At 70.7% G+C, this 21,406-nt stretch carries 17 protein-coding genes; 8 read left to right on the top strand and 9 right to left on the bottom strand.

Features of this window, described 5'->3' with window-relative positions:
- Nucleotides 1-4 precede the first annotated feature (4 nt).
- The 4 genes from CU044_RS31440 (at nucleotide 5) to CU044_RS31425 (ending at nucleotide 2,903) form a co-directional block, all read left to right on the top strand.
- Nucleotides 5-298, top strand: a complete 294-nt coding sequence (locus CU044_RS31440) for a DUF503 domain-containing protein (RefSeq protein WP_129772140.1) — start codon at nucleotides 5-7, stop codon at nucleotides 296-298.
- A 40-nt stretch (nucleotides 299-338) separates the two neighbouring features.
- Nucleotides 339-797: a 30S ribosome-binding factor RbfA gene (gene rbfA, locus CU044_RS31435; RefSeq protein ID WP_129772139.1), complete on the top strand. Its 459-nt coding sequence runs from the start codon at nucleotides 339-341 to the stop codon at nucleotides 795-797.
- Nucleotides 794-1,693 (top strand): tRNA pseudouridine(55) synthase TruB, encoded by a 900-nt coding sequence (gene truB / locus CU044_RS31430; protein ID WP_129772138.1) that lies wholly within the window; start codon nucleotides 794-796, stop codon nucleotides 1,691-1,693. The genes rbfA and truB overlap by 4 nt, the downstream gene beginning before the upstream one ends.
- Nucleotides 1,694-1,955: 262 nt before the next feature.
- Nucleotides 1,956-2,903, top strand: a complete 948-nt coding sequence (locus CU044_RS31425; protein WP_129772137.1) for a bifunctional riboflavin kinase/FAD synthetase — start codon at nucleotides 1,956-1,958, stop codon at nucleotides 2,901-2,903.
- Nucleotides 2,904-3,593: 690 nt separating this feature from the next.
- Here CU044_RS31425 and CU044_RS31420 read toward each other — a convergent pair.
- From CU044_RS31420 to eccE, 9 genes are all read right to left on the bottom strand, one after another.
- Nucleotides 3,594-4,571, bottom strand: coding sequence for an ABC transporter ATP-binding protein (locus CU044_RS31420; RefSeq protein WP_165372021.1), 978 nt, complete (start codon nucleotides 4,569-4,571; stop codon nucleotides 3,594-3,596).
- A gap of 32 nt (nucleotides 4,572-4,603) precedes the next feature.
- On the bottom strand, nucleotides 4,604-5,596 hold the full coding sequence (locus CU044_RS31415) for an ABC transporter ATP-binding protein (RefSeq protein ID WP_240045972.1): 993 nt from the start codon (nucleotides 5,594-5,596) through the stop codon (nucleotides 4,604-4,606).
- A complete protein-coding gene (locus CU044_RS31410; RefSeq protein ID WP_129772135.1) occupies nucleotides 5,593-6,537 on the bottom strand; it encodes an ABC transporter permease in 945 nt (314 codons plus the stop codon). The genes CU044_RS31415 and CU044_RS31410 overlap by 4 nt, the downstream gene beginning before the upstream one ends.
- Complete coding sequence (locus CU044_RS31405; protein ID WP_193564120.1) at nucleotides 6,534-7,607, bottom strand: ABC transporter permease; 1,074 nt, start codon at nucleotides 7,605-7,607, stop codon at nucleotides 6,534-6,536. The genes CU044_RS31410 and CU044_RS31405 overlap by 4 nt, the downstream gene beginning before the upstream one ends.
- A 3-nt stretch (nucleotides 7,608-7,610) precedes the next feature.
- On the bottom strand, nucleotides 7,611-9,515 hold the full coding sequence (locus CU044_RS31400; RefSeq protein ID WP_129772134.1) for an ABC transporter substrate-binding protein: 1,905 nt from the start codon (nucleotides 9,513-9,515) through the stop codon (nucleotides 7,611-7,613).
- A 196-nt stretch (nucleotides 9,516-9,711) separates the two neighbouring features.
- On the bottom strand, nucleotides 9,712-12,909 hold the full coding sequence (locus tag CU044_RS31395) for an SCO5717 family growth-regulating ATPase (RefSeq protein ID WP_129772133.1): 3,198 nt from the start codon (nucleotides 12,907-12,909) through the stop codon (nucleotides 9,712-9,714).
- Nucleotides 12,910-13,519: 610 nt separating this feature from the next.
- Entirely contained in the window at nucleotides 13,520-13,753 is a 234-nt protein-coding gene (locus tag CU044_RS31390; protein WP_030351665.1) for a DUF397 domain-containing protein, read from the bottom strand.
- 188 nt (nucleotides 13,754-13,941) lie between these two features.
- The gene (locus CU044_RS31385) at nucleotides 13,942-14,661 is read right to left on the bottom strand and encodes a hypothetical protein (protein WP_129772132.1); all 720 of its coding nucleotides are present in this window, start codon (nucleotides 14,659-14,661) and stop codon (nucleotides 13,942-13,944) included.
- Nucleotides 14,658-16,004, bottom strand: coding sequence for a type VII secretion protein EccE (gene eccE / locus CU044_RS31380; protein ID WP_193564119.1), 1,347 nt, complete (start codon nucleotides 16,002-16,004; stop codon nucleotides 14,658-14,660). The genes CU044_RS31385 and eccE overlap by 4 nt, the downstream gene beginning before the upstream one ends.
- A gap of 183 nt (nucleotides 16,005-16,187) precedes the next feature.
- Here eccE and eccB point away from each other — a divergent pair, with 183 nt between their 5' ends.
- From eccB to CU044_RS31360, 4 genes are all read left to right on the top strand, one after another.
- Nucleotides 16,188-17,717, top strand: coding sequence for a type VII secretion protein EccB (gene eccB, locus CU044_RS31375; protein WP_129772131.1), 1,530 nt, complete (start codon nucleotides 16,188-16,190; stop codon nucleotides 17,715-17,717).
- 8 nt (nucleotides 17,718-17,725) lie between these two features.
- Nucleotides 17,726-19,036, top strand: a complete 1,311-nt coding sequence (gene mycP, locus CU044_RS31370) for a type VII secretion-associated serine protease mycosin (RefSeq protein ID WP_129772130.1) — start codon at nucleotides 17,726-17,728, stop codon at nucleotides 19,034-19,036.
- Between the two features lie 155 nt (nucleotides 19,037-19,191).
- Nucleotides 19,192-19,740, top strand: coding sequence for a hypothetical protein (locus CU044_RS31365; protein WP_129772248.1), 549 nt, complete (start codon nucleotides 19,192-19,194; stop codon nucleotides 19,738-19,740).
- 7 nt (nucleotides 19,741-19,747) lie between these two features.
- Nucleotides 19,748-21,400, top strand: a complete 1,653-nt coding sequence (locus tag CU044_RS31360) for a hypothetical protein (RefSeq protein WP_129772129.1) — start codon at nucleotides 19,748-19,750, stop codon at nucleotides 21,398-21,400.
- Nucleotides 21,401-21,406: the final 6 nt, after the last annotated feature.

Genomic DNA, 21,406 nt, shown 5'->3' with positions numbered 1-21,406 from the left:
ACGCATGTATGTGGGGACGCTGTCCTTCGATCTGCTCCTCGGCGACGTACGGTCGTTGAAGGAGAAACGCTCCGTCGTCCGGCCCATCGTCGCCGAGCTTCAGCGGAAATTCGCGGTGAGCGCGGCGGAGACCGGCGGTCAGGACCTTCATCGCAGGGCCGAGATCGGTCTCGCGGTGGTGTCCGGTGACTGGGCGCACCTCACGGATGTGCTGGACCGGTGCGAGCGCATGGTCGCCGGCCACCCCGAGGTGGAGCTGCTGTCGGTACGACGGCGGCTGCACGGCGATGAAGACTGACCAGTACACAAGGAAACCCAGAAGGAAGAGTGACGGACCGGTGACCGACAACGCGCGGGCCCGCAAGCTGGCCGATCGCATCCAGGTCGTGGTCGCGGAGACCCTGGACCGCCGTATCAAGGACCCGCGACTGGGCTTCGTGACCATCACGGACGCCCGCGTCACCGGCGACCTGCGGGAGGCCACGGTCTTCTACACGGTCTACGGCGACGACGAGGAGCGCGCGGCCTCCGCGGCGGCCCTGGAGAGCGCCAAGGGCGTCCTCCGCTCCGAGGTGGGCCGTCAGACCGGCGTCCGCTTCACCCCGACACTGGCGTTCGTGCCCGACGCCCTGCCGGACAACGCCCGCACCATCGAGGACCTCCTCGACAAGGCGCGCGCCAAGGACGCGGAGGTACGGCAGGTGTCGACCGGCAAGACCTACGCGGCCGGGGCCGACCCGTACCGCAAGGACGACGAGGACGACACCGACGACACGGACGGCGCCGCCGCGGAATGACTCAGCAGAACACCACGCCCGACGGGCTTGTCATCGTGGACAAGCCGTCGGGCTTCACTTCGCACGACGTCGTCGCCAAGATGCGCGGGATCGCCAGAACCCGCCGCGTCGGCCACGCCGGCACCCTCGACCCCATGGCGACGGGCGTCCTCGTCCTCGGCGTGGAGCGGGCCACGAAGCTCCTCGGACACCTCGCGCTGACCGAGAAGGAGTACCTCGGCACGATCCGGCTGGGACAGGACACCGTCACCGACGACGCGGAAGGGGAGATCACCTCCTCGACCGACGCCTCCGCCGTGAAGCGCGAGGCCATCGACGCCGGGATCGCGGCGCTGACCGGCGCCCTCATGCAGGTGCCCTCCAAGGTCAGCGCCATCAAGATCGACGGCAAGCGGTCGTACGCGCGCGTGCGCGGCGGCGAGGAGTTCGAGATCCCGGCCCGCCCGGTGACCGTCTCCTCGTTCCGGCTCTACGACGTCCGCGAGGCGGTCGCGGAGGACGGCACCCCGGTCCTCGACCTGGTCGTCTCCGTCGTCTGCTCCTCCGGTACGTACATCCGCGCCCTCGCCCGTGACCTCGGCGCCGGCCTCGGCGTCGGCGGCCATCTCACCGCGCTGCGCAGGACCCGGGTGGGTCCCTACGCGCTCGACGCGGCGAAGACGCTCGACCAGCTCCAGCAGGAGCTGACCGTCATGCCGGTCGCCGAAGCCGCCGCCGCGGCGTTCGCGCGCTGGGACGTGGACGAGAGGCGGGCCAAGCTGCTGATCAACGGCGTACGGCTGGACATGCCCTCGTACGCCACGGCCCCGGTGGCCGCGTTCGACCCCGAGGGGCGCTTCGTGGCGCTGGTCGAGGAGCAGAACGGCAAGGCCAAGAGCCTCGCCGTCTTCGGCTGAGCCCTCCACCGTGGGGCGGACAGGCACGCCTGTCCGCCCCACGGTCCCCCTCCCGGAGGGGTGTCTGTCCACCCCGCACCCGCCACTCACCCCACAGGCCGGGCGCTCGGAGCGCACCACCGGTGCACGGGGGCGTGTTCGGCCCGCGGCCGGCCGCACCGGGTTCTCCGGTGCCGGTGAGGGCCATGGGCGCCGGGCATGGCAGTCTTAGAGCTGCGTAATCGGCAATGAAGTACACGGTTTCGGGCGAGGAGCGGTCACAGTGCAGCGCTGGCGTGGCTTGGAGGACATCCCCCAGGACTGGGGGCGCGGCGTCGTCACCATCGGCTCCTACGACGGGGTGCACCGCGGTCACCAGCTGATCATCGGACGGGCCGTGGAACGGGCGCGCGAGCTGGGGGTGCAGTCGGTCGTCGTCACCTTCGACCCGCACCCCAGCGAGGTCGTACGCCCCGGCAGTCACCCGCCCCTGCTCGCGCCCCACCACCGGCGCGCCGAGCTGATGGCGGACCTGGGGGTGGACGCGCTGCTGATCCTCCCCTTCACGCTTGAGTTCTCCAAGCTGTCGCCCGCCGACTTCATCGTGAAGGTCCTGGTCGACAAGTTGCACGCCCGCGCGGTCATCGAGGGCCCGAACTTCCGCTTCGGCCACAAGGCCGCCGGCAACGTCGCCGTCCTCGCCGATCTGGGGGTGACCTACGACTACGAGGTCGAGGTCGTCGACCTCTACGTGACCGGCGAGGCGGGCGGCGGCGAGCCCTTCTCCTCCACCCTCACTCGCAGACTGGTCGCCGAGGGCGACGTCGCCGGCGCGGCGGAGATCCTGGGCCGGCCGCACCGGGTGGAGGGCGTGGTCGTACGCGGCGCGCAGCGCGGACGCGAACTCGGCTTCCCGACGGCGAACGTGGAGACCCTGCCGCACACCGCGATCCCGGCGGACGGGGTGTACGCGGGATGGCTCACGGCGGACGGGGAACGGATGCCGGCGGCGATCTCGGTGGGCACGAACCCGCAGTTCGAGGGCACGGAGCGGACCGTCGAGGCGTATGCGATCGACCGGGTGGGGCTGGATCTGTACGGGCTGCACGTGACCGTGGACTTCTTGTCGTATGTGCGGGGGCAGCGGAAGTTCGAGTCGATCGAGGCGCTGCTGGAAGCGATGGGGGACGACGTGAAGAGGTCGAGGGCGCTGATCGAGGCGGCGGAGTAGCCCGGTCCGGGGCGCGGTGCGTTTCGGCTGGGGCCGGTGGTGCGGTGCGGGTTGTTGCCGGGTGGCGCGGTGCGCCTCCGGCGGGGGCGTGGTCCGGGGTGCGTTTCGGCTGGTGCCGGTGGTCCGGGTGCGGGTTGTTGCCGGGGTGTGCTCCGGGGCTCGCGTCCGGGACTGCATGCTGTGCTTTCCCGGGGGACACCCCCGGACCCCCGTACGGCGCGACTCCGGCCTGTCGTTGGTTCGGGCGTTCGTGCGCCACACATCACGCTCTACGTCCCGGCCACGCCCCCTGCGCGCCCCCCTTCACGGCCCGTCACGGACTGGCGCGGCCGTGCGCGAGGGCGGGCGGGGGACGCGGCGGCACGCTCCCGCAGCCCGGCCCTCGGCAGGGAGGGACTGGCGGGCCGCAGCAGCCCACTCACCCCTGCCGAGGCGGGGATTGGCCGGGGCCACCGGGCCGCACCCGCCCCTACACCCCCACCCAGGTCGGCGGGTTGTGGGACCACCGGGGGGAGGGGGTCGGGGGCGTAGGAGGTGCGTGTTCGGACACTGAAGCGTGATGTGTGGCGCGCGGACGCCCGAACCATCGTCTGGGCAGGGTCGCGCCGTAAATCGTGCCGTCCGGACATGTACCTCCGGAGGCCCCGGGCCCCGTACAGCCGTACGAGACAGCAACCAAGAACCCGCCACCTAAACCGCTCCCACCCAGTGGCACGCCACCTGCGTAGCCGCCCCGCCCACCAGCACCGGCAACGCCGCCGTCCTGCATCTCTCCGCCACCCCCGCCCTCTCCGCCTCCCCCGACGCCAGCACCTGGCACCGCGCGTGGAAGCGGCAGCCCGCCGGGATGCGTGACGGGTCCGGGGGTTCGCCCGTGAGGATGACCGGGGGGCCGTCCGATTCCGGGAGGACGGACAACAGTGCCTGCGTGTACGGGTGCTGAGGGTTCGTCAGTACGTCCTCGACCGGACCCGTCTCCACGATCCGGCCCAGATACATCACCGCCACCCGGTCCGCGATGTTCCACGCGAGGCCCAGGTCGTGCGTCACGACCAGCGCGGAGAGGCCGAGTTCATCGCGCAGGGACAGCAGGAGGGCCAGGATCTCGCCCCGTACGGACGCGTCCAGGGACGCCACCGGCTCGTCCGCGACGATCAGTTCGGGCTTCAGGACCAGCGCGCCCGCGATGACGACGCGTTGGCGCTGGCCGCCGGACAGCTCGTGCGGGTAGCGGAGGAAGAAGCGCTCGGGCGGGCGCAGGCCGGCGCGGGAGAGCGCCTCGGCGACGGCTTCGCGTTCGTCGCCCCGGTAGCCGTGGATCCGCAGGCCCTCGGCCACCGCGTCGTACACCGTATGGCGCGGGTTGAGGGAGCCGCTCGGGTCCTGGAGTACGAGCTGGACCCGCTTGCGGTACGCCTTGAGGGTGCGGGAGCCGTACCCCAGCGGTTCCCCGGCGAAGCTGACCCCGCCGCCCGTGGGCGGCACCAGACCGAGCAGGGTGCGTGCCAGCGTGGTCTTGCCGCAGCCGGACTCGCCGACGAGCGCGACGATCTCGCCGGGGCCGATGTCGAGGTCGACCCCGTCGACGGCGCGGGCGGGCGGCGCGCCGCGCCGGCCGGGGAAGGTGACGTTCAGCCCGGTGGCCGAGAGCAGGGGGGCAGCGGGCATGGGTGGCTCCTGAGGGGTGGTCGCGGACGCCGTCATGGCCGTACCTCCGCGGGTGCGGTCGAGCCCACCCGTACGCAGGCCGCGCGGCGGTCCTGGCCCGCGTCCCGCAGCTCCTGGTCGTCGGTCGCGCAGGAGTCCAGGGCGACCGGGCAGCGCGGATGGAACGTACAGCCGGACGGCAGCGCCGACGGGTCCGGCGGGTCGCCGGGCAGTCCGCGCGGTGCGCGCCGTGACGCCAGGTCCCCGATGCGGGGGAAGGCGGCGGAGAGCGCCCGGCCGTACGGATGCTCGGCGGCGTCGTACACCGTGCGCGCCGGGCCCTCCTCGACGATCCGGCCCGCGTACATCACGGCGAGCCGGTCGCAGGTGTCCGAGAGGACCGCCAGGTCGTGGCTGATCATCAGCAGGCTGATGCCCTGGTCCGCGACGAGTTGTTCGATCAGGCGCAGGATCTGCGCCTGGATCATCACATCGAGGGCGGTGGTCGGCTCGTCCGCGACGATCAGCCGCGGATCGCAGGCCAGCGCCATCGCGATCATCACGCGCTGACGCTGGCCGCCGGAGAGTTCGTGCGGATAGGCGTCCGCGCGGGCGGCCGGCAGCCCGACCTGTTCCAGCAGTTCGCCGGCGCGCGAGCGGGCCGCGGCGGGGGTGGCGCGGCGATGCAGCAGCACCGGTTCGGCGATCTGGTCCCCGATCCGGTGCACCGCGTTGAGCGAGTGCATCGCGCCCTGGAAGACGATGGACGCCCCCGCCCACCGCACGGCGCGCAGCCGGCCCCACTTCATGGTGAGGACGTCCTCGCCGTCGAGCAGGATCTCCCCGGACAGCCGCGCGGAGGCGGGCAGCAGCCGGAGCAGCGCCAGCGCGAGGGTGGACTTGCCGCACCCCGACTCACCGGCGATGCCCAGTTTGCGGCCGGATTCGACGGTGAGGTCGACGCCCCGTACGGCGGGTACGGCGGAGGGACCGGAGCCGTACGTCACATGGAGATCCTTGATCTCCAGCAGTGTCGTGCCGGTCAACGGGACACCCCCAGCTTCGGGTTGAGCACGGCCTCGATCGCCCGGCCGCAGAGTGTGAAGGTGAGCGCGACGCACGCGATCGCGATACCGGGCGGTGCCAGGTACCACCAGTGCCCCGAGGAGACCGCGCCCGCCTCGCGCGCGTCCTGGAGCATGCCGCCCCAGGAGATGATCAGGGGATCACCGAGGCCGAGGAAGGCGAGTGTCGCCTCGGTCAGGATGGCGTTGGAGATGCCGAGGGTGGTCTGGGCGAGCACCAGCGGCATCACGTTGGGCAGCACGTGGCGCGTCATGATGTGGCCGTGGCCGCCGCCGAGGGCACGGGCGCGCTCGATGTACGGACGGGACTCGACGGCGATGGTCTGGGCCCGTACCAGGCGCGCCGTCGTCGGCCAGCTGGTGACGCCGATCGCCAGGATCACCGTCCAGATGGACCGTGACATGACCGTCGCGAGAACGATCGCCAGCACGAGCGTCGGCATCACCAGGAACCAGTCGGTGATCCGCATGACCACCGTCGCGAACCAGCCGCCGTAGTGCCCGGCGAGGACCCCGACGAGGGTGCCGATGGCCACCGACAGCGCGGCGGCCAGCAGCCCCACGGTCAGCGAGATCCGGGCGCCCCAGATCAGCAGGCCGAGCAGCGAGCGCCCGAACTGGTCCGTACCGAGCGGGAATTCACCGCTCGGCTTCTCCAGGGCCGTACCGGGCGCGTTGGTCACACTCTGCACCTCGCCGCCGACGAGCAGCGGCGCGAGGAGGGCGATCAGGGCGATGAACGCGAGCCCGGCGAGCCCGAGGAGTCCGGCGCGGTGTGTCCGGTACTCCTTCCAGAAGCGGGTCACCGAGCCGCGACGGCGGGCCCAGGCGAGTGAGGAGGCCGAAGGCGACGAGGGGCCCGCGGGTGCCGTGGAGGCCGGCGGGGTCTTCTCCAGGGTCATCGGCCCACCCGGGGATCGAGGAGCGGATAGAGCAGGTCGGCGAGGAGGTTCATCAGGATCATCGCCCCGGCGAAGACGACGAACAGCCCCTGGACGAGAGGCAGATCGGGCACGCTCAGCGCCTGGTAGAACAGTCCGCCGAGGCCCGGCCAGGAGAAGACCGTCTCGACGAGGATCGAACCGGCCGCCACATGGCCCAGGTTGATGAAGACCATGGTGACGGTGGGCAGCAGGGCGTTCGGCACCGCGTGCCGGCGTCGTACGAGATCGTCCCGCAGGCCCTTGGCGCGTGCCGTCGTCAGATAGTCGCTGCCCATCTCGTCCAGCAGCGACGAGCGCATGACGAGCAGCGTTTGCGCGTATCCGACCGCGACCAGTGTGGCCACCGGCAGCACCATGTGGTGCGCCACGTCGAGGACGTAGCCGAAGCCGGACGAGTCGCCCGACTCCATGCCGCCGGTGGGGAACATGCCCGGGATCGGGCCGATGCCCACCGAGAAGACGATGATCAGCAGCAGTCCGAGCCAGAAGGACGGGACGGACCAGAGCGTCAGCGCCACACCGGTGTTGAGGCGGTCGCTCAGGCCGCCGTTGCGCCACGCGGAGCGGGTGCCGAGCCAGAGGCCGAGCGCCGAGTAGATCACCACGGCGACGCCCGTGAGCAGCAGTGTCGCCGGGAGTTTCGTGGCGATCAGCTCACCGACCGGTGTGTGGAACTGGTACGAGGTGCCGAGATCGCCGGTCAGCGCCCGGCCGCAGTAGTCGGTGAACTGCTGCCACAGCGGCAGATCGAGCCCGAACTGCTTGCGCAGCGTGGCCAGTTGCTCGGCGGAGGTCGGTACGCCATGGGTCATGGCCTTGACCGGGTCGCCGGGGATGATCCGGAAGAGGAAGAAGCTGGTGACGAGGACGGCGAGCAGTGAGACGACGGCGCCGCCCAGCTTGCCCGCCACATAGAGCGGATACGCGGTCCTGGTGCCCGAGGTGGCGGGGGCGGAGCCGGACGGCCCGGTCTTCACCGGGCCGTCGACGGCGTCCCGCACCACACCCGGGGTGCTTGCGGTGCTCATCGGTTATTCACGGTCTTCCGCGGTGGAACGGCGACGCATCGCGACGAAGAGACCGAGGGCGGCGACGACCACGACAGCGGCCCCGATCCCGATCACCACACCGGTCGAGGAAGAGCTGCCGGAACCGCCGCCGTCATCGGCCGGCACCGCGGACCACCAACTCCAGTAGCCGTCCTGGCCCCAGAGATTGCCGGCGGCCTCCGGCATCGTCGTGATCGACTTGATCTGGTCGGTACGGTACGCCTCGACCGCGTTCGGATAGGCCATGACATTCATATACCCGGTGTCGTACAGCCGCGATTCCATCTGCTTGACGAGTTCCGCGCGCTTGGCGGGGTCGTATTCCGCCGACTGCTGGGCGTACAGGTCGTCGTACCGCTTGTCGCAGATGAAGTTGTCCGTGGCGCCGCTGTCCTTGGGCGTGGCGGGGAGCGCACCGCACGTGTGAATGGAGAGGACGTAGTCGGGATCGGGGTTGACCGACCAGCCGTCGAAGGCCAGGTCGTAATCGCCCGCGAGCCAGGGGTCGGAGACATTGTCCAGACACTCGACCTTCAGCCCGATACCGAGCTGTCCCCACCACTCCTGGAGGTATTTGCCGATGGCCTTGTCGTTCGGGTCCGTCGCGTGGCACAGGATCCGGAAGTCGAGCGGCTTGCCGTCCTTGCCGACGCGCTTGCCCGCGGCGTTCTTCGGGTAGCCGGCCGTGTCCAGCGTCCTGGCCGCCTCGGCGGGGTCGTAGGCGATCGTCTGGTCGGCCGAGGGCTCCCAGAAGTACGCGCCGAACCGCGGCGGGATATAGCCCTTGCCCTCGACGGCGTGCCCCTGGAAGACCTTGTCGATGACGGTCTTGCGGTCGACGGCCTGGAACAGCGCCTTGCGGACCGCCGGGTCCAGCAGCGCGGTGTGCCCGTTGCCGAACTTCTTGCCGTCCTTCGAGCGGGCACCGGGGTTGGTGGCGAGCGCGTAGAAACGGCGCCCGGGAGCGTCGTTGACCTTGATGTCGTCGGCGTTCTTCAGCGCCGCGGCCTGAGCGGGGGTGAGGCCCGCGGTGAAGGACACCTCACCTTTCTGGAGCGCCGCCACGGCCGCGTCCCCGTCCTTGTAGTACTTGAGGACCAGCTCGTCGAACTTGGGCGCACCGCGCCAGAAGTCCTTGTTCGGCTTGAGCTTGATGTACTGGTCGACCTTGAAGTCCGTGATGATGAACGGCCCGTTGCCGACGATCGGGAACGACTCGTTGTTGTTGAACTTGGAGAAGTCGCCGACCTTCTCCCAGATGTGCTTGGGCACGATCGGCACGTCGAGCGCGGTCATGGTGGCCTGAGGCTTGTTCAGCTCGACGACCAGCGTCTCCGGGTCGGGCGCGGTGACCTTCTTGAAGTTGGCGGTGAAACTGCCGTTGGCGGTGGCCGCGTTCTCGTCGGTCATCATCGTGTTGAACGTCCACGCGGCGTCCTCGGCGGTCGCCCGCACGCCGTCCGACCACTTCGAGTCCTTGCGGATGGTGAAGGTCCACGTCAGCTTGTCCGCGGAGGGCTTCCAGGCGGTGGCGAAGCCCGGAACCGTGTGCGCGTCCTTGGGGTCGTAGTTGGTCAGATACTCGTAGGTCAGCCGGTGGATGCTGGTACTGACCAATGACTGGGCCAGGAACGGGCTGAGGGAGTCGACGCTCTGGCTGACCGCGACGGTGAGGACCTTCTTGCCGTCGGCGGCCTGGGCCTGCTGCGGCGCGGGGAGCAGCGGGTTGAGGGGGATCACGCTCCCGGCCACGAGCGCGGCTGAGGCGGCACCGGAGGCCAGGAGGAGACGGAGACGGGGGCGTTGCCGGACGGGCTGCCGGGCGGGTCGCCGACCGGGTTGCCGGCCGGATTGCCGGGGCGTGCGCGGGAAGACTCTTTCGACCATGGACGGTGACCTCGTGTTATCACTCGCACGGAGAAGCCGGGTTGCTGCTGATTCGCCAACTGGTGAAGCGAAGGTTTATCAGCGCCCGTCCGGCTGAGTCAACGGCCGCCCATACCCCGTGTGGTCTGCGGGAATGCGGTGAGGGGCCGCACCGTGAAGACGGTACGGCCCCTCATTGGTCTCTACCTCTGATGCCTTACTGCTGAGGCGCTGGCGGTGCTGGTGGGGGCTGCTGCTGCGGCCAGCCACCGGGCGGGACGGGTCCCTGCAAGTCCGGCCGGCCGGACTGGTCCGGCTGTCCCGGCTGATGGGTTTGACCGGGCTGCTGGGGGTGTCCGGGCTGCTGGCCGGCGGGGGAGGGATGCTGTGGCTGCCAGCCCTGCTGACCACCGGGTCCTTGGGGCGGGCCCGCCTGCTGCTGGGGCGGGTAGGGGTACGGCTGTTGCTGGTGCGGATGGTGCTGCTGCGGCTGCTGCGGCGGGTAGTGCTGGGGATACTGCTGGGGCGCGTACGGCTGGCCCTGCGCCGGCTGGCCGTACGGGGACTGCCCCGGCATCGGCTGCTGGCCGGGACCCGGCATCGGCGGGACGAGGTGCGGCGGCGGCTGGCCGTCCGCCGTCCACAGCCCCTGCGCCTGCTGGGCCCGTACGAAGTCCTCCGCGACCATCGCGGAGAGATTGAAGTACGCCTCACGCGTCTTGGGCCGCATCATGTCGAGGTCCACCTCGGCCCCGGCCGCCAGATGCTCGTCGAAGGGCACCACGATCACCCCGCGGCAGCGGGTCTCGAAGTGCTGCACGATGTCGTCGACCTTGATCATCTTGCCGGTCTCGCGGACCCCGGAGATCACCGTGAGGGAGCGCTGCACCAGGTCGGCGTAGCCGTGCGCGGACAGCCAGTCGAGCGTCGTCGACGCGCTGCTCGCGCCGTCGACGGACGGCGTCGAGATGATGATCAGCTGGTCGGCCAGGTCCAGCACTCCGCGCATCGCGCTGTAGAGCAGACCGGTACCCGAGTCCGTGAGGATGATCGGGTACTGCTTGCCCAGGACCTCGATCGCGCGCCGGTAGTCCTCGTCGTTGAACGCCGTGGAGACGGCCGGGTCCACGTCGTTGGCGATGATCTCCAGACCGGAGGACGCCTGCGAGGTGAACCTGCGGATGTCCATGTAGCTGTGCAGATGCGGGATCGCCTGGACCAGGTCGCGGATGGTCGCGCCGGTCTCGCGCCGTACGCGGCGGCCGAGCGTGCCGGCGTCCGGGTTGGCGTCGATCGCCAGGATCTTGTCCTGCCGCTCGGTGGCCAGGGTGGAGCCCAGCGCCGTGGTCGTCGTGGTCTTGCCGACACCGCCCTTGAGGCTGATGACCGCGATCCGGTAGCAGGAGAGCACCGGTGTACGGATCAGTTCGAGCTTGCGCAGGCGCTCCGCCTCCGCGGCCTTCCCACCGATCTTGAAGCGCGAACCGCCGGACGGATTGCGGCTGCTCCTGGCCTTCGGCTTGTTGTTCCGCAGCAGCCGGTCGGAGGAGAGCTCCACGGCGGCCGTATAGCCGAGCGGGGCGCCGGGCACGGACCGCTCGCGGTGATCGTGCGAGACGGCGGAGGGCCAGGCGGCGCCGGTACGCGGATCCACCGGAGGCGCCCCGGGCGTGGACTGCTGATGCGGTTGGGGCTGGGCCTGAGGGGGCTGGGGGGCGTGCGGGGCCTGCTGGGCAGGGAGGTTCGGGGTGGAGGGTACGGGCAGATGAGACGCCTGCGGAGGCAGTGGCGCGGAACCGCCGGCGCCCGGCTGACCGGGGTGTGCCTGCTGGCCGGGGAGTCCCGGCTGTCCCGGCTGTCCCGGTTGGCCTGGCTGTCCCGGCTGTCCGGGCTGGCCCTGTTGGGGGAATCCGTAGCCGCCCGGCGCTCCCTGCTGACTCTGCTGGCCCTGCTGCGGGAAGCCGTAACCGCCTTGCGGGGAGGGGGCGTACGGGTTCGGCTGCCCCTGCTGGTGCGGGAATCCGTAACCCGGCGGCGGGACGGGGGCGTCGGGGCCGGGTACGGCGGGCGGCAAAGCGGCCGGGGCGGGGTGCCCGGACTGGCCGGGGTGTCCCGGGTGCCCGGGGTGCCCAGGGTGATCTTGCCAGCCGGGCTGCGCCTGGTGTCCGGGCTGTCCCGGCTGGGCCTGGTGTCCGGGCTGGGCCTGGTGGGGGAAGCCGTACCCGCTCTGCTGCGGCTGTCCGGGCCAGGCGTTCGGAGCCGGCGCGGGGCTCTGCGGCTGGGGCTCGGGCTGCGGTTGCGCGTACGGCTGGGCCTGAACCGGGGCGGGGGCCTGTACGGGCCACTGCGGCGCGGCCGTCGGCGCGGCGGGCTGGTACGCGGGCGGCAGCGGAGGCAGTCCGGGGCTCTGGGCCGCGGCCGGCTGAGCGGCCCAGGGCTGGGCCGGCGCGGGGGCCGGGGGAGCGTCCTGGGGCTCGTCCGCAGGTGCGGGGGCCGGGGGAACGGCATCCGTGACCGCGTCCACGACCGCGGGCGCGGGCGCGGGGTCGGCCGGTTCGTCGGCGTCGGCGGTCACGCCGCCGTCGCGTTCGTCGTCCTCACGCTCCCGGGAACCCTCGGCCTCTTCCGTGGTCCCGGGCACTGCCGGAGTCTCGGCCTCCGGGGCCGGGTCGGCCGCGAGCTCCGGTACGTCCGGCGCCCCCGCTTCCTCCGTATCGTCGGCGACCACCGCGTGGGAGGGCGCGTGCGCGGACTCGGCATCGGGCGTGCCCTCGGGCTCGCTCACGCGTACGACCTCGGCGCTGTCCGGTCCCTCGGGAGCACCGGATTCCGGGCTCTCCGCGGCCCTGTTCCTCGCCGCCTCCTGCTCGGCGATCTCCCGCTTGAGGGACGCCGGGGAGAACCGCATGGTCGACCCGCTCTCGACGTCGCCGCCGCCGAACGGCTCCGACGCGGCGGGAGCGGGCTCCGAAGCCGAAGCCGCAGCCGAGGCCGAAGTCGAAACCGGGGCAACGTCCGGTGCGGGTGCGGGTGCGGGTGCGGGAACGGATGCGGGCGCGGGCGCTGTGGCCGCCGTCGGCGCGGGCTCGGGCGGCGGGATCTGAACGGGCGCCTGCACCGGGGGTGCCGGCTGGTGTGCCGGTGCCCAGTGGGGTTCGAAGCCACTGCCCGAGGGCAGCCCTGGCACGGCGACGGGCGCACCGTCCGGCGGCGGGGGAGGGGTCGTGAACGACGCGGGCGGCGGCGTGCTCGCCGCGCCACCACCGGACGTGTCCCCCGGCGTGTTCTGCGTGTACCAGGCCGGCGGGGTGTAGTCGATGGTGAACTCACCCGTCATCTCGGGCTCCACGTCGGACTGATCGTCCGCGGCAGGCCGGTTCCAGCCTCCGCGCGTCTCGTCCCGATCGCCCTTCACTTTGCCTCCTGATGTGGTCGAGCACCCTTGTGCCGTGGTGGGTGGGGGCGACCGAATCTGTACGTCCGGTCCGCCCGGCTCTTCCCCTTACGACGCGGTCGGCCTGTCCACAAGTTCAACGCTGCCGCGCCCACACCCACCCTAATCGCCAACGGCGTCGACACGTCAGGCCGGACCCGGTCCGTCAACGGCCGTCCCGTACAACATGTACCGCCCTCGGCCTGCCCTCAAGTGAACAGTGCGGGGCGGAGAGTGAACGGGACGAACGGTCAAATCCGTACATCCCTGTACGAGATCCTGGCGAAATCCACCCCGGTCGGGTGCACCCGCTGTCCACGGCCCGGTTCCGGCCCGTCCGGTGTGCGCTGCCCAACAATCCGGTCTCGGTGTCGAGCCCCGAGCCGTCGTGACGCACGAATCCGCGACGACAATCCGCGACGACAATCCGCGACGACAATGCGGGACGAGAGTCCGGGACGGGAATCCGGGACGGGAATCCGGAACGCGCGTCCGAACGCACACGTAAGGGGCGCGCTCCGTCCGAAGCGCGCCCCTGCCTGTGTACGTCCTGGCTGTACGTCCCGCCCGTGCGTCCTGTGTCCCGGCCGCCTCAGCGCAGATCGAACTCGCCGTCACGCGCGCCGAGTACGAACGCCCGCCACTCCGCTTCGGTGTAGCGCAGCACGGTGTCCGGGTCGATGGACGACCGCATCGCGACGGCCCCTTCGGGCAGGTAGGCGATCTCGACCCGCTCCTCGTCCGCGCTCGTGCCGGGGGCGCCGATCCACTCGACACCCGAGATGTCGAGGGCGTACAGCTCTTCCTTCTCCTGTGCGCTCCCCATCAGTCAAGCTTCCCTTCGGTAACGGCCGACGTCACTTCGGACATCTTAGGACAGCCCCCTCAAGCCGACAGGGCGCTCCGGTAAGTTCGACGCCTGTTCGCGCGGTGCGCACACGACGTGAAGATCCGGTGCCGAATGCCGGACGTGGCACCGGGTGTGGAATCCCGATGTGGACTCCCGATGTGGAATCAGTCCATCCGGCGGGCGACGCCGAGCAGTCCGGTCTCGGCGTCCGTGGCGCCCGTCATCACCCAGTGGCGCTCACGCCCGGCGCACCAGAGCGTCACACCGTCCGCGAGCGTGGGCAGGGCCTCGCGCTCGACCTGGGACAGCCCCAGGATCCTGCCGATCTGCTCCGCTTCCTGCGGTGACACCCGCTGGACACCCACCAGCGTGGCGGCCCGCATCAACCGGGGCGCGACCGGGCTCAGATACGGCAGGAGAGTCAGCACCGACTGCCACGGCGAGGACACCACGCGCCCGCGCGGCGGCCGCATTCCGCAGTCCCGGACCACCACGACCGGGCTGCCCACCGTCGCACCCATCGGCGGGACGCGGCCCACCTCGTGGAGCGTGATGCAGTCCAGCCCCGCGCCCGCGGCCTGCGCCAGCCGGGTCCACGCCTGGGCGCGCCCGGTCTCGACCGCCACCCGCGCGCCCGTGCCCGCCGCGCGCAGCGCCAGCACCTGAGCCGTCCACAACCCGCCGATCAGCAGCACGTCGTACGGTGTCGAACGGTGGAACCCCACCAGCTGGGGGCGCCCCTCGGCGTCGTCACCGATCACCACCCCGTCGTCCCCGACGGGCAGCGACAGCGCGCCCAGATCCTCGAAGGCCAGCGTGTGTCCCGCGTGGCGGGGGCCGCGCAGCCCCCGCAGCCCGCGCGCCGTCCCGCTTCCGGCGGTCATCGCGCTCCTCCCAGGGGCAGCGTCGCCAGTACGCCGGGCAGCTGCTCACGGTCCAGCCGTACGAGACCGACCTTCGCCGACCGCGCCGCCTGCTCCAACGACCGTCGCACCCGCACCAGTCCGGTGTCGGTGCCGCCCGTGATCCGCACATGACCCGACATGGTCATCGAACCCCGGTGCGTGCCGGGCCGCAGGGTGAGGCTGAAGGTCGTCGCGTACGCCGGCGCCGCCGTGAGCAGCGCGGCCAGCTTGGGCAGCGGGGTCGCGGCCCGTCCCAACTCGGGCCAGCGGGCCACCGCGTAGGTGGTGTGCCAGCGGTTGTCGCACCGCCACACGCGCGGTGTCTCGGCCGTACGCCGACGAGGCGCGGTCTCCGGCCGTCCCGCGCGGGCGGACAGCGCCGGACTCGCACACGCCGACGTCGCCATGGTGGAGTTCAGCTCGTCCTGGTCCAGTACCACGGCCCGGAAACCCGCGCCGGTGATACGGCTCGCCACATGGTCCGCCGTCCGCACCAGGCAGCGCTGGGCCCCCTCGATGCCGCCGCCACGCGCCTCGACGGCCTCCCGGCACAGCTCCGGGTCCAGTTTCACCGCCACCCAGGTGAGCCGCAGCGCGGGCGCTCCGGTCCGCTCCTGGAGCGGGGCGTACGAGAGCCGGGCCACCGACTGCTCGGGAAGATGCGGCGCGGGCGCTGCCCGCACCTGCTGCACCAACTGCACCGACTCCAGCGCGATGTCGTCGACTTCAAGGGCATCGCCCAGCAGGGAGAGCGGAAGCGACCGCGCCCCGAACACCGGGCGCAGCGCGTCGCTGCTCGCCTCGACCCGTACCACCGCCGTCAGGAACGAGCCGTCACCGAGCATGCCGACCGTACGACGGTCCCGGTCGACGTAGGTGAAGGGACGGAATCCCGGCACACTCTCCACGACCGGAACCAGCGACGGATCGACTTCCCAGGCGCATGGCTCCGCGGCCCGTCTGCGGGAGTGGAGGGCGAGGGCGGTGGACACCCAGTCCTGTATGGCGTGACCGCGGCGGCGTATCACGGCGACCAGCACCAGCACGGCGGCGATGACGAGCGTGGGCACCAGCCAGAGCCCGCCGAGCGCCCCACCGATCAGGGCCAGCGCGACCGCCGCCTCGACCAGCACCAGTTGACGCAGCTGGAAGGGACCGACCCGGCTGGTGCGCGACAGGGCGCGCGGGGTGGTGGCCGCGGGGACCGCCGACGGAGGCGTCACCGGCCGGGCGTTGCTGCGTTGCCGTCGGGAATTGCTCCGGGACTGGTCAGGGGGTTGTCCGGTGGTCCGCCCATTGCGCTCGCGCGTCGCCGTACCCATCGCCGCGTTGCCCCCTCGTGTCCGTAATTACCAAATTTCCTACGGGCGTTGACCGGCCGATCACCCTACCGGAGCAGTGCGACGGAAGCGCCAGCATGCATAGTAGGGGGCTGGTACGACAGCAGGCCCGCTCGGCGAGTGTGGGAGCCTGGTCGCCCGGTGGGGGAGAGGGACAGCGGACAGATGGCATCACGACGGGACGAACTCAACGCATACACCTTCGCGAAGCGAAGGCTGATCGCGCAGTTCGTACAGCCCAGCCCGACCGGCTCGGAGGAGGGCGCGCCGCGACCGCTTCGCGCGGTGGTGCCCGGCGCGATCGTCGGTGTGGTGGTTCTCGCGGTGTTCGGCGCCTGGGGGATGTTCAAGCCGGTGGCGCCCAAGAACTGGAACAAGCCCGAAGAGAACGTCATTATCGCCAGCAAGTCCACCACGCGTTATGTGGTGCTCAGGACCGGCGACAGGACCCAGCTCCACCCCGTCCTGAACATGTCCTCCGCCAAGCTCCTCCTCGCCCCGGACAAGGGCAAGGTCATCAACGTCGACGAGTCGGTGCTCGACAACGGCAAGATCCCGCACGGCGCCACGCTCGGCATCCCCTATGCCCCCGACCGGCTGCCCGACGCGAAGGAGGCCGGGGCCACGAAGCGCTGGGCGGTCTGCGAGCGGCCGGGCGAGGGCGGCAGGGCCATCCAGAAGGCGTCCTTCGTCTTCGCCGAACGGGAGCAGAAGAAGACCGAGGGCGCGAGCCAGTTGCGAGGCGGTCAGCTGCTGTACGTGGAGGATTCCGCGACGAGGACCCGTTACGTCGTCGACGCCGAGGGCAAGGCGTACGAGGTGGAGAAGGACAGCCTGCTGGTGAGCCAACTGGTGGGCACGGGCACCAAGCCGCAGCGGGTGTCCACCGGCTGGCTGGACACCCTGCACAAGGGGGACCGGATCACCTTCCCGGAGATCGACGGAATTCCTGGTTCCGACGCCGACGCCCCCGGTGAACTGGATGCCGAGGCCGACAAGGTGGGCACGGTCCTCACCGCCACCGACGGCACAAGGAACCAGCACTACCTGGTCCTTGAGGGCCGGGTCGCCCCCGTCTCGGACTTCACCGCGAAGCTGCTGCTCAACAGCAAGGACTTGATCGACGTCGGCCAGGCGGGAAAGGCCAGGCCGGTCAGCCGGGCCGCGATTCAGCCCGGCGAGGCGTTCGGACAGGACCGGGACTGGCCCGAGAACGCTCCGGAGTCCGTCAACTCGGCGAGCACCGGCGACGACAGCCGTAACACGGTGTGCAACGTGCTGCACGAGGTGGACGAGGACAACGGCACCACCACGCTCAGCACGTGGGCGGGCACCGACTTCCCCGCGACGCTGCCGACCGGGTCGAGCAGCGGCTATGTCACCCCGGGATCCGGCCAGCTCTTCCGTCAGTTCAAGGGATCGAGGACCGACTCGGGATTCGTCTTCCTCGTCACCGACACCGGACTGCGCTACGCGATGCAGTCGAACGGCGACGGCGCGACGGACGACTCCGGCATCGGCTCGTCCGGGTCGGAAGAACAGAAGCAGGCGGCGCAGCAGGAAGCACAGCAGGCCCAGAACCGGCTCGGCTACAAGGCCGTCGATCCGGCGCCGATCCCCGCCGCCTGGTCGGCGTTCCTGCCGACCGGACCGCGACTGTCGACGGCGGACGCCCGCCAGCCGCAGGGCTCGTGAGGGTGACCATGCCACACACGCACACGCATACTCAGGCTCGGTGGCGCCTCTTCGCCGTCTCGGCCGCCACCACGGTCGTGCTGATCGGCCTGCCCGTGTCCCCCGCCGCCGCGGATTCCGACCAGTGCACCTACCCCGGGAAGAAGTACGCGGGCAGGCCTTGGTCGCTGCAACGCGTTCAGCTGGACGAGCTGTGGGCCCAGTCCCGGGGCAAGGGGGTGCGGGTCGCGGTCATCGACACGGGCGTCGACATCAAGAACCGGCAGCTGAAGGCCGCCGTGGACACCAAGAGCGGCAAGAACATGATGGACCGGGACCTCAAGGACGACAACGGCAACAAGCTTGAGCGCGGCAAGGAGGACGGCACCACGGACACCGTGGGGCACGGCACCAAGGTCGCCGGTATCATCGCGGCCCGCGCCATGACGGGCACCGGTTTCGTCGGCCTCGCGCCCGAAGCGACGATCATCCCGATCCAGCAGAACGACGCCGACGGGAACGGCACTGCCCTGACCCTCGCCGCGGCGATCAAGCACGCCGTCGCCGAGGACGCCGACGTCATCAACATCTCGCAGGACACGGCCAACGCCGTCGAACCCACGCCGCTGTTGAAGCAGGCGGTGGACGACGCTCTCGCGGAGGAGATCGTCATCGTCGCCTCGGCCGGCAACGACGGTCTGGGCGGCAACGTCAAGGAGACCTACCCGGCTTCGTACAAGGGTGTCCTGGCCGTGGCCTCCTCCGACCGCAACAACGAACGCGCGGCCTTCTCCCAGTCCGGCGAGTTCGTCGGCGTGGCGGCCCCCGGCGTCGACATGGTCTCCACGGTCCCGGGCGGCGGCCACTGCGCCGACAACGGCACCAGCTTCTCCGCCCCGTATGTCGCGGGCGTCGCCGCTCTCATCAAGAGCAAGCACGAGGACTGGACGCGGCAGCAGATCGTCGCGCAGATCCAGCAGACCGCCGAACGATCGACAGCCGGTCATGACAGGCTGGTGGGCTGGGGAGTCATCGACCCGGTACGGGCCCTGACGGAGGACGACAAGCCCATCGAGGAGCCGGTCGCCCACGAGGGCCTCAACAAGGCGGAAGCGCCCACTCCGGCCCAACTCCACCTGGGAGAAACAGCGGAGGAGCGCAATGCCCGTCTGGCGACCTACGTGGTCGTGGGCGGCGGCGTCCTGGTCGCCGCGATCGCGGGCGGCGCGGTGGCACTCCGCGACGCGCGGCGGCGAACGCGCCGGGTGAGCGGGTCGAGTGGTTCGGGCGGTGCGAGTGGGGCGGCTGCGACGGGCGCGACGGGTGAGGTGCGTGGCTAGCGGATCGTCAACTGGCCGTGAATATGCGCGAAAGAGTTGTGAGGGGATTGCAACCGGGTAGGACCAAAGGTTCGTCGTAGGGGGAAGTCACATGATGGATAAGGCACTTGGGGCTGTCAGAGCCAGTAGATAGAGTGGCTTTCATGTGATCAGTGATGTTCACGCCACCGCGAGCACGATGTGCGGGGAGTGGGCAAACGGGGAGGTACGGCATCGTGCTCGATGCAAGTGGTGGTGGCGGGGGCGGAACCAGCGCCGGAAGCGACCTGGAGAAGGGCGTCGGAGCGCTGAAGCGCTTCCAGACGCGTGTGAACGCGCTGCTGACAGAGCTCGAGAACGGCGCGGCCGGCAACAAGAAGGTGGCCGCACACCGGATTTCGAGGAGTTCCTTCAGCGGTGGCAACCTGCCGTTCGCGGAGGCGGACGGGTTCTTCACGCAGTACAACCGTGTCCATGCGGAGCTCGTCAAGCTCTCCAAGTCCCTCGGCGATCAGATCGAGATGCTGAGCATCGGGGTGCACGCGGCGGAGGTCGGCTTCAACAACGTGGAAGAAGACCTTCGGCAGCGTTTCCACACGATCCAGACTCGGCTTGACAACGAGATTGCGGCGCGTGAGAAGCGGGACACGACGCACGGGGACAAGAACGCTGAATCCGGGCAGCCGCGTGGCGAGGCCGCGACCGTCACGAAGGACATGGGGTGAATAGCTGATGAGTGGCGAAAAGCAGCCAGAACTGACCCCTGAGCAACAGCAGGAGCAGGACTCGGCCCTGATTCAGGGCAAGTTCACCGCGACTGACGCCTTCGAGCAGGTCGCGGCGATGATGGAAGGCTTCGGGTTCGGCGGCAGCGGCCCGGGTGGGTTCTTCGGCAAGACGAGCTTCGAAGGCGCCCAGCTCAACGCGATGCTCGACTTGGTCGAGGCTTCGAACCCGTCGGATCTGGAGGATGCGGGCGAGGCGCTTGTCGCCGCCAAGGACGCCCTCAACAAGGCCGCTGAAGAACTCAACGACTACGTCATGTCCGTCGAGTGGAAGGGCGAGTCCGGCACCGAGTTCCGCAGGTTCGGGGGAGAACTCGCGAAGCACGCCTGGGCCCTGGGCACGTTCGCCAACGCGGCGGGCACGCAGATGAAGGTCGCGAGCACGGGCCTGACCTCGGTGCGCAACTCGGCGCCTCCGCGTGACGGCCGGGCGGTCCCGAAGAAGGTGGAGGATTTCCCTCTGCCGGAGCGCACGGACGACAACCCGGAGTACGTCAAGGCCGTGAAGGTGGAGAAGGACCGCCAGGAGGCCATCAACCAGATGAACCGCCTGGCCTCGTTCTACGCGGTCTCCGAGGAGTCCTTGGCCGGGCAGGAGCCGCCGAAATTCCCCGGGATGCTGAATGCGGCCGTGCCGCGGCCACGTGGCCAGATTGGCACGGGAGAGGCCTCTGGCGGGACTGGGACGGAAGTCGGGGCACAGGGCACCACCGTGCAACAGCCGCCGTCGAGCCGTGCGGATCTCGGGAACGGGAGCAGCGGTCCTCGGGCCGAGGCCATCGGTGCCGTCGCGCCCCTTCCGGTTGCGGACACGTCGATGCGGATCGACAGCGTCACGGCACCTCCGGCTCCCACCACGGCCCCCAGCGCCACACCCGTTACCTCTCCCGCTGGGCCGCCAAGCCCCAGCGGTGGTCCTGTCCCTCCGGTGGCGCCCGGATTGGTCAACCCCGTGCGAGGCGGTACGTCACGAACGTCGGGTCCGACCGGAGCACCGAGAGCGGGCGGCCCGCCTCTGGGGAGGGTGGCACAGGCAGGCGCTACTGGAGACCGCTCTCCGGCGGCCGGGCGTCCGGGAGTGACGGGTGGTGGTCCCCCGGTGGGGCGCGCCGGCGCTCCTGGCCAGACACCCACAGCCGGTAGACCGGGAACGACAGGTCAGCCTGCTGCGGGCCGTACGAGCGGCATCGTGGGTGGTACGCCTCAGCAGCGCCCCACCTCAGGTTCCTCGGGCTCGCGCATTCCGCGCGGAACCGTCATCGGAAGTGGTGGAACGTCGGCAGGGCGGCCTCCTGCCGGGCGAGTCGGCCAGCCCGGAGTCATCGGCGCGAACTCGAATGGCTCGCCTCGGCCCGGAGGCCGCGGCACTGCCAGTTCGAACGGCGTGGTGGGCACCCCACGCGGCAGCGCTTCCGGTTCACGGCCCGGCGCTGGCGGTTTCACCCAGGGCGGCTCCGGACTCGTGCGTGGTTCCGGTCGGAACCGGCCCAGGGATGAAGAGCAGGAGCGCACGGGGTCTGAGCGTCCTGACTATCTGACGGAAGACGAAGAGACGTGGGCGGCTCGACGGCGCGGTGCCGTGCCGCCGGTCATCGAATAGGCACAG

The organism is Streptomyces sp. L-9-10 (assembly GCF_004151105.1).
GTDB lineage: Bacteria > Actinomycetota > Actinomycetes > Streptomycetales > Streptomycetaceae > Streptomyces.
This window is presented reverse-complemented; position numbering and strand designations above follow the sequence as displayed.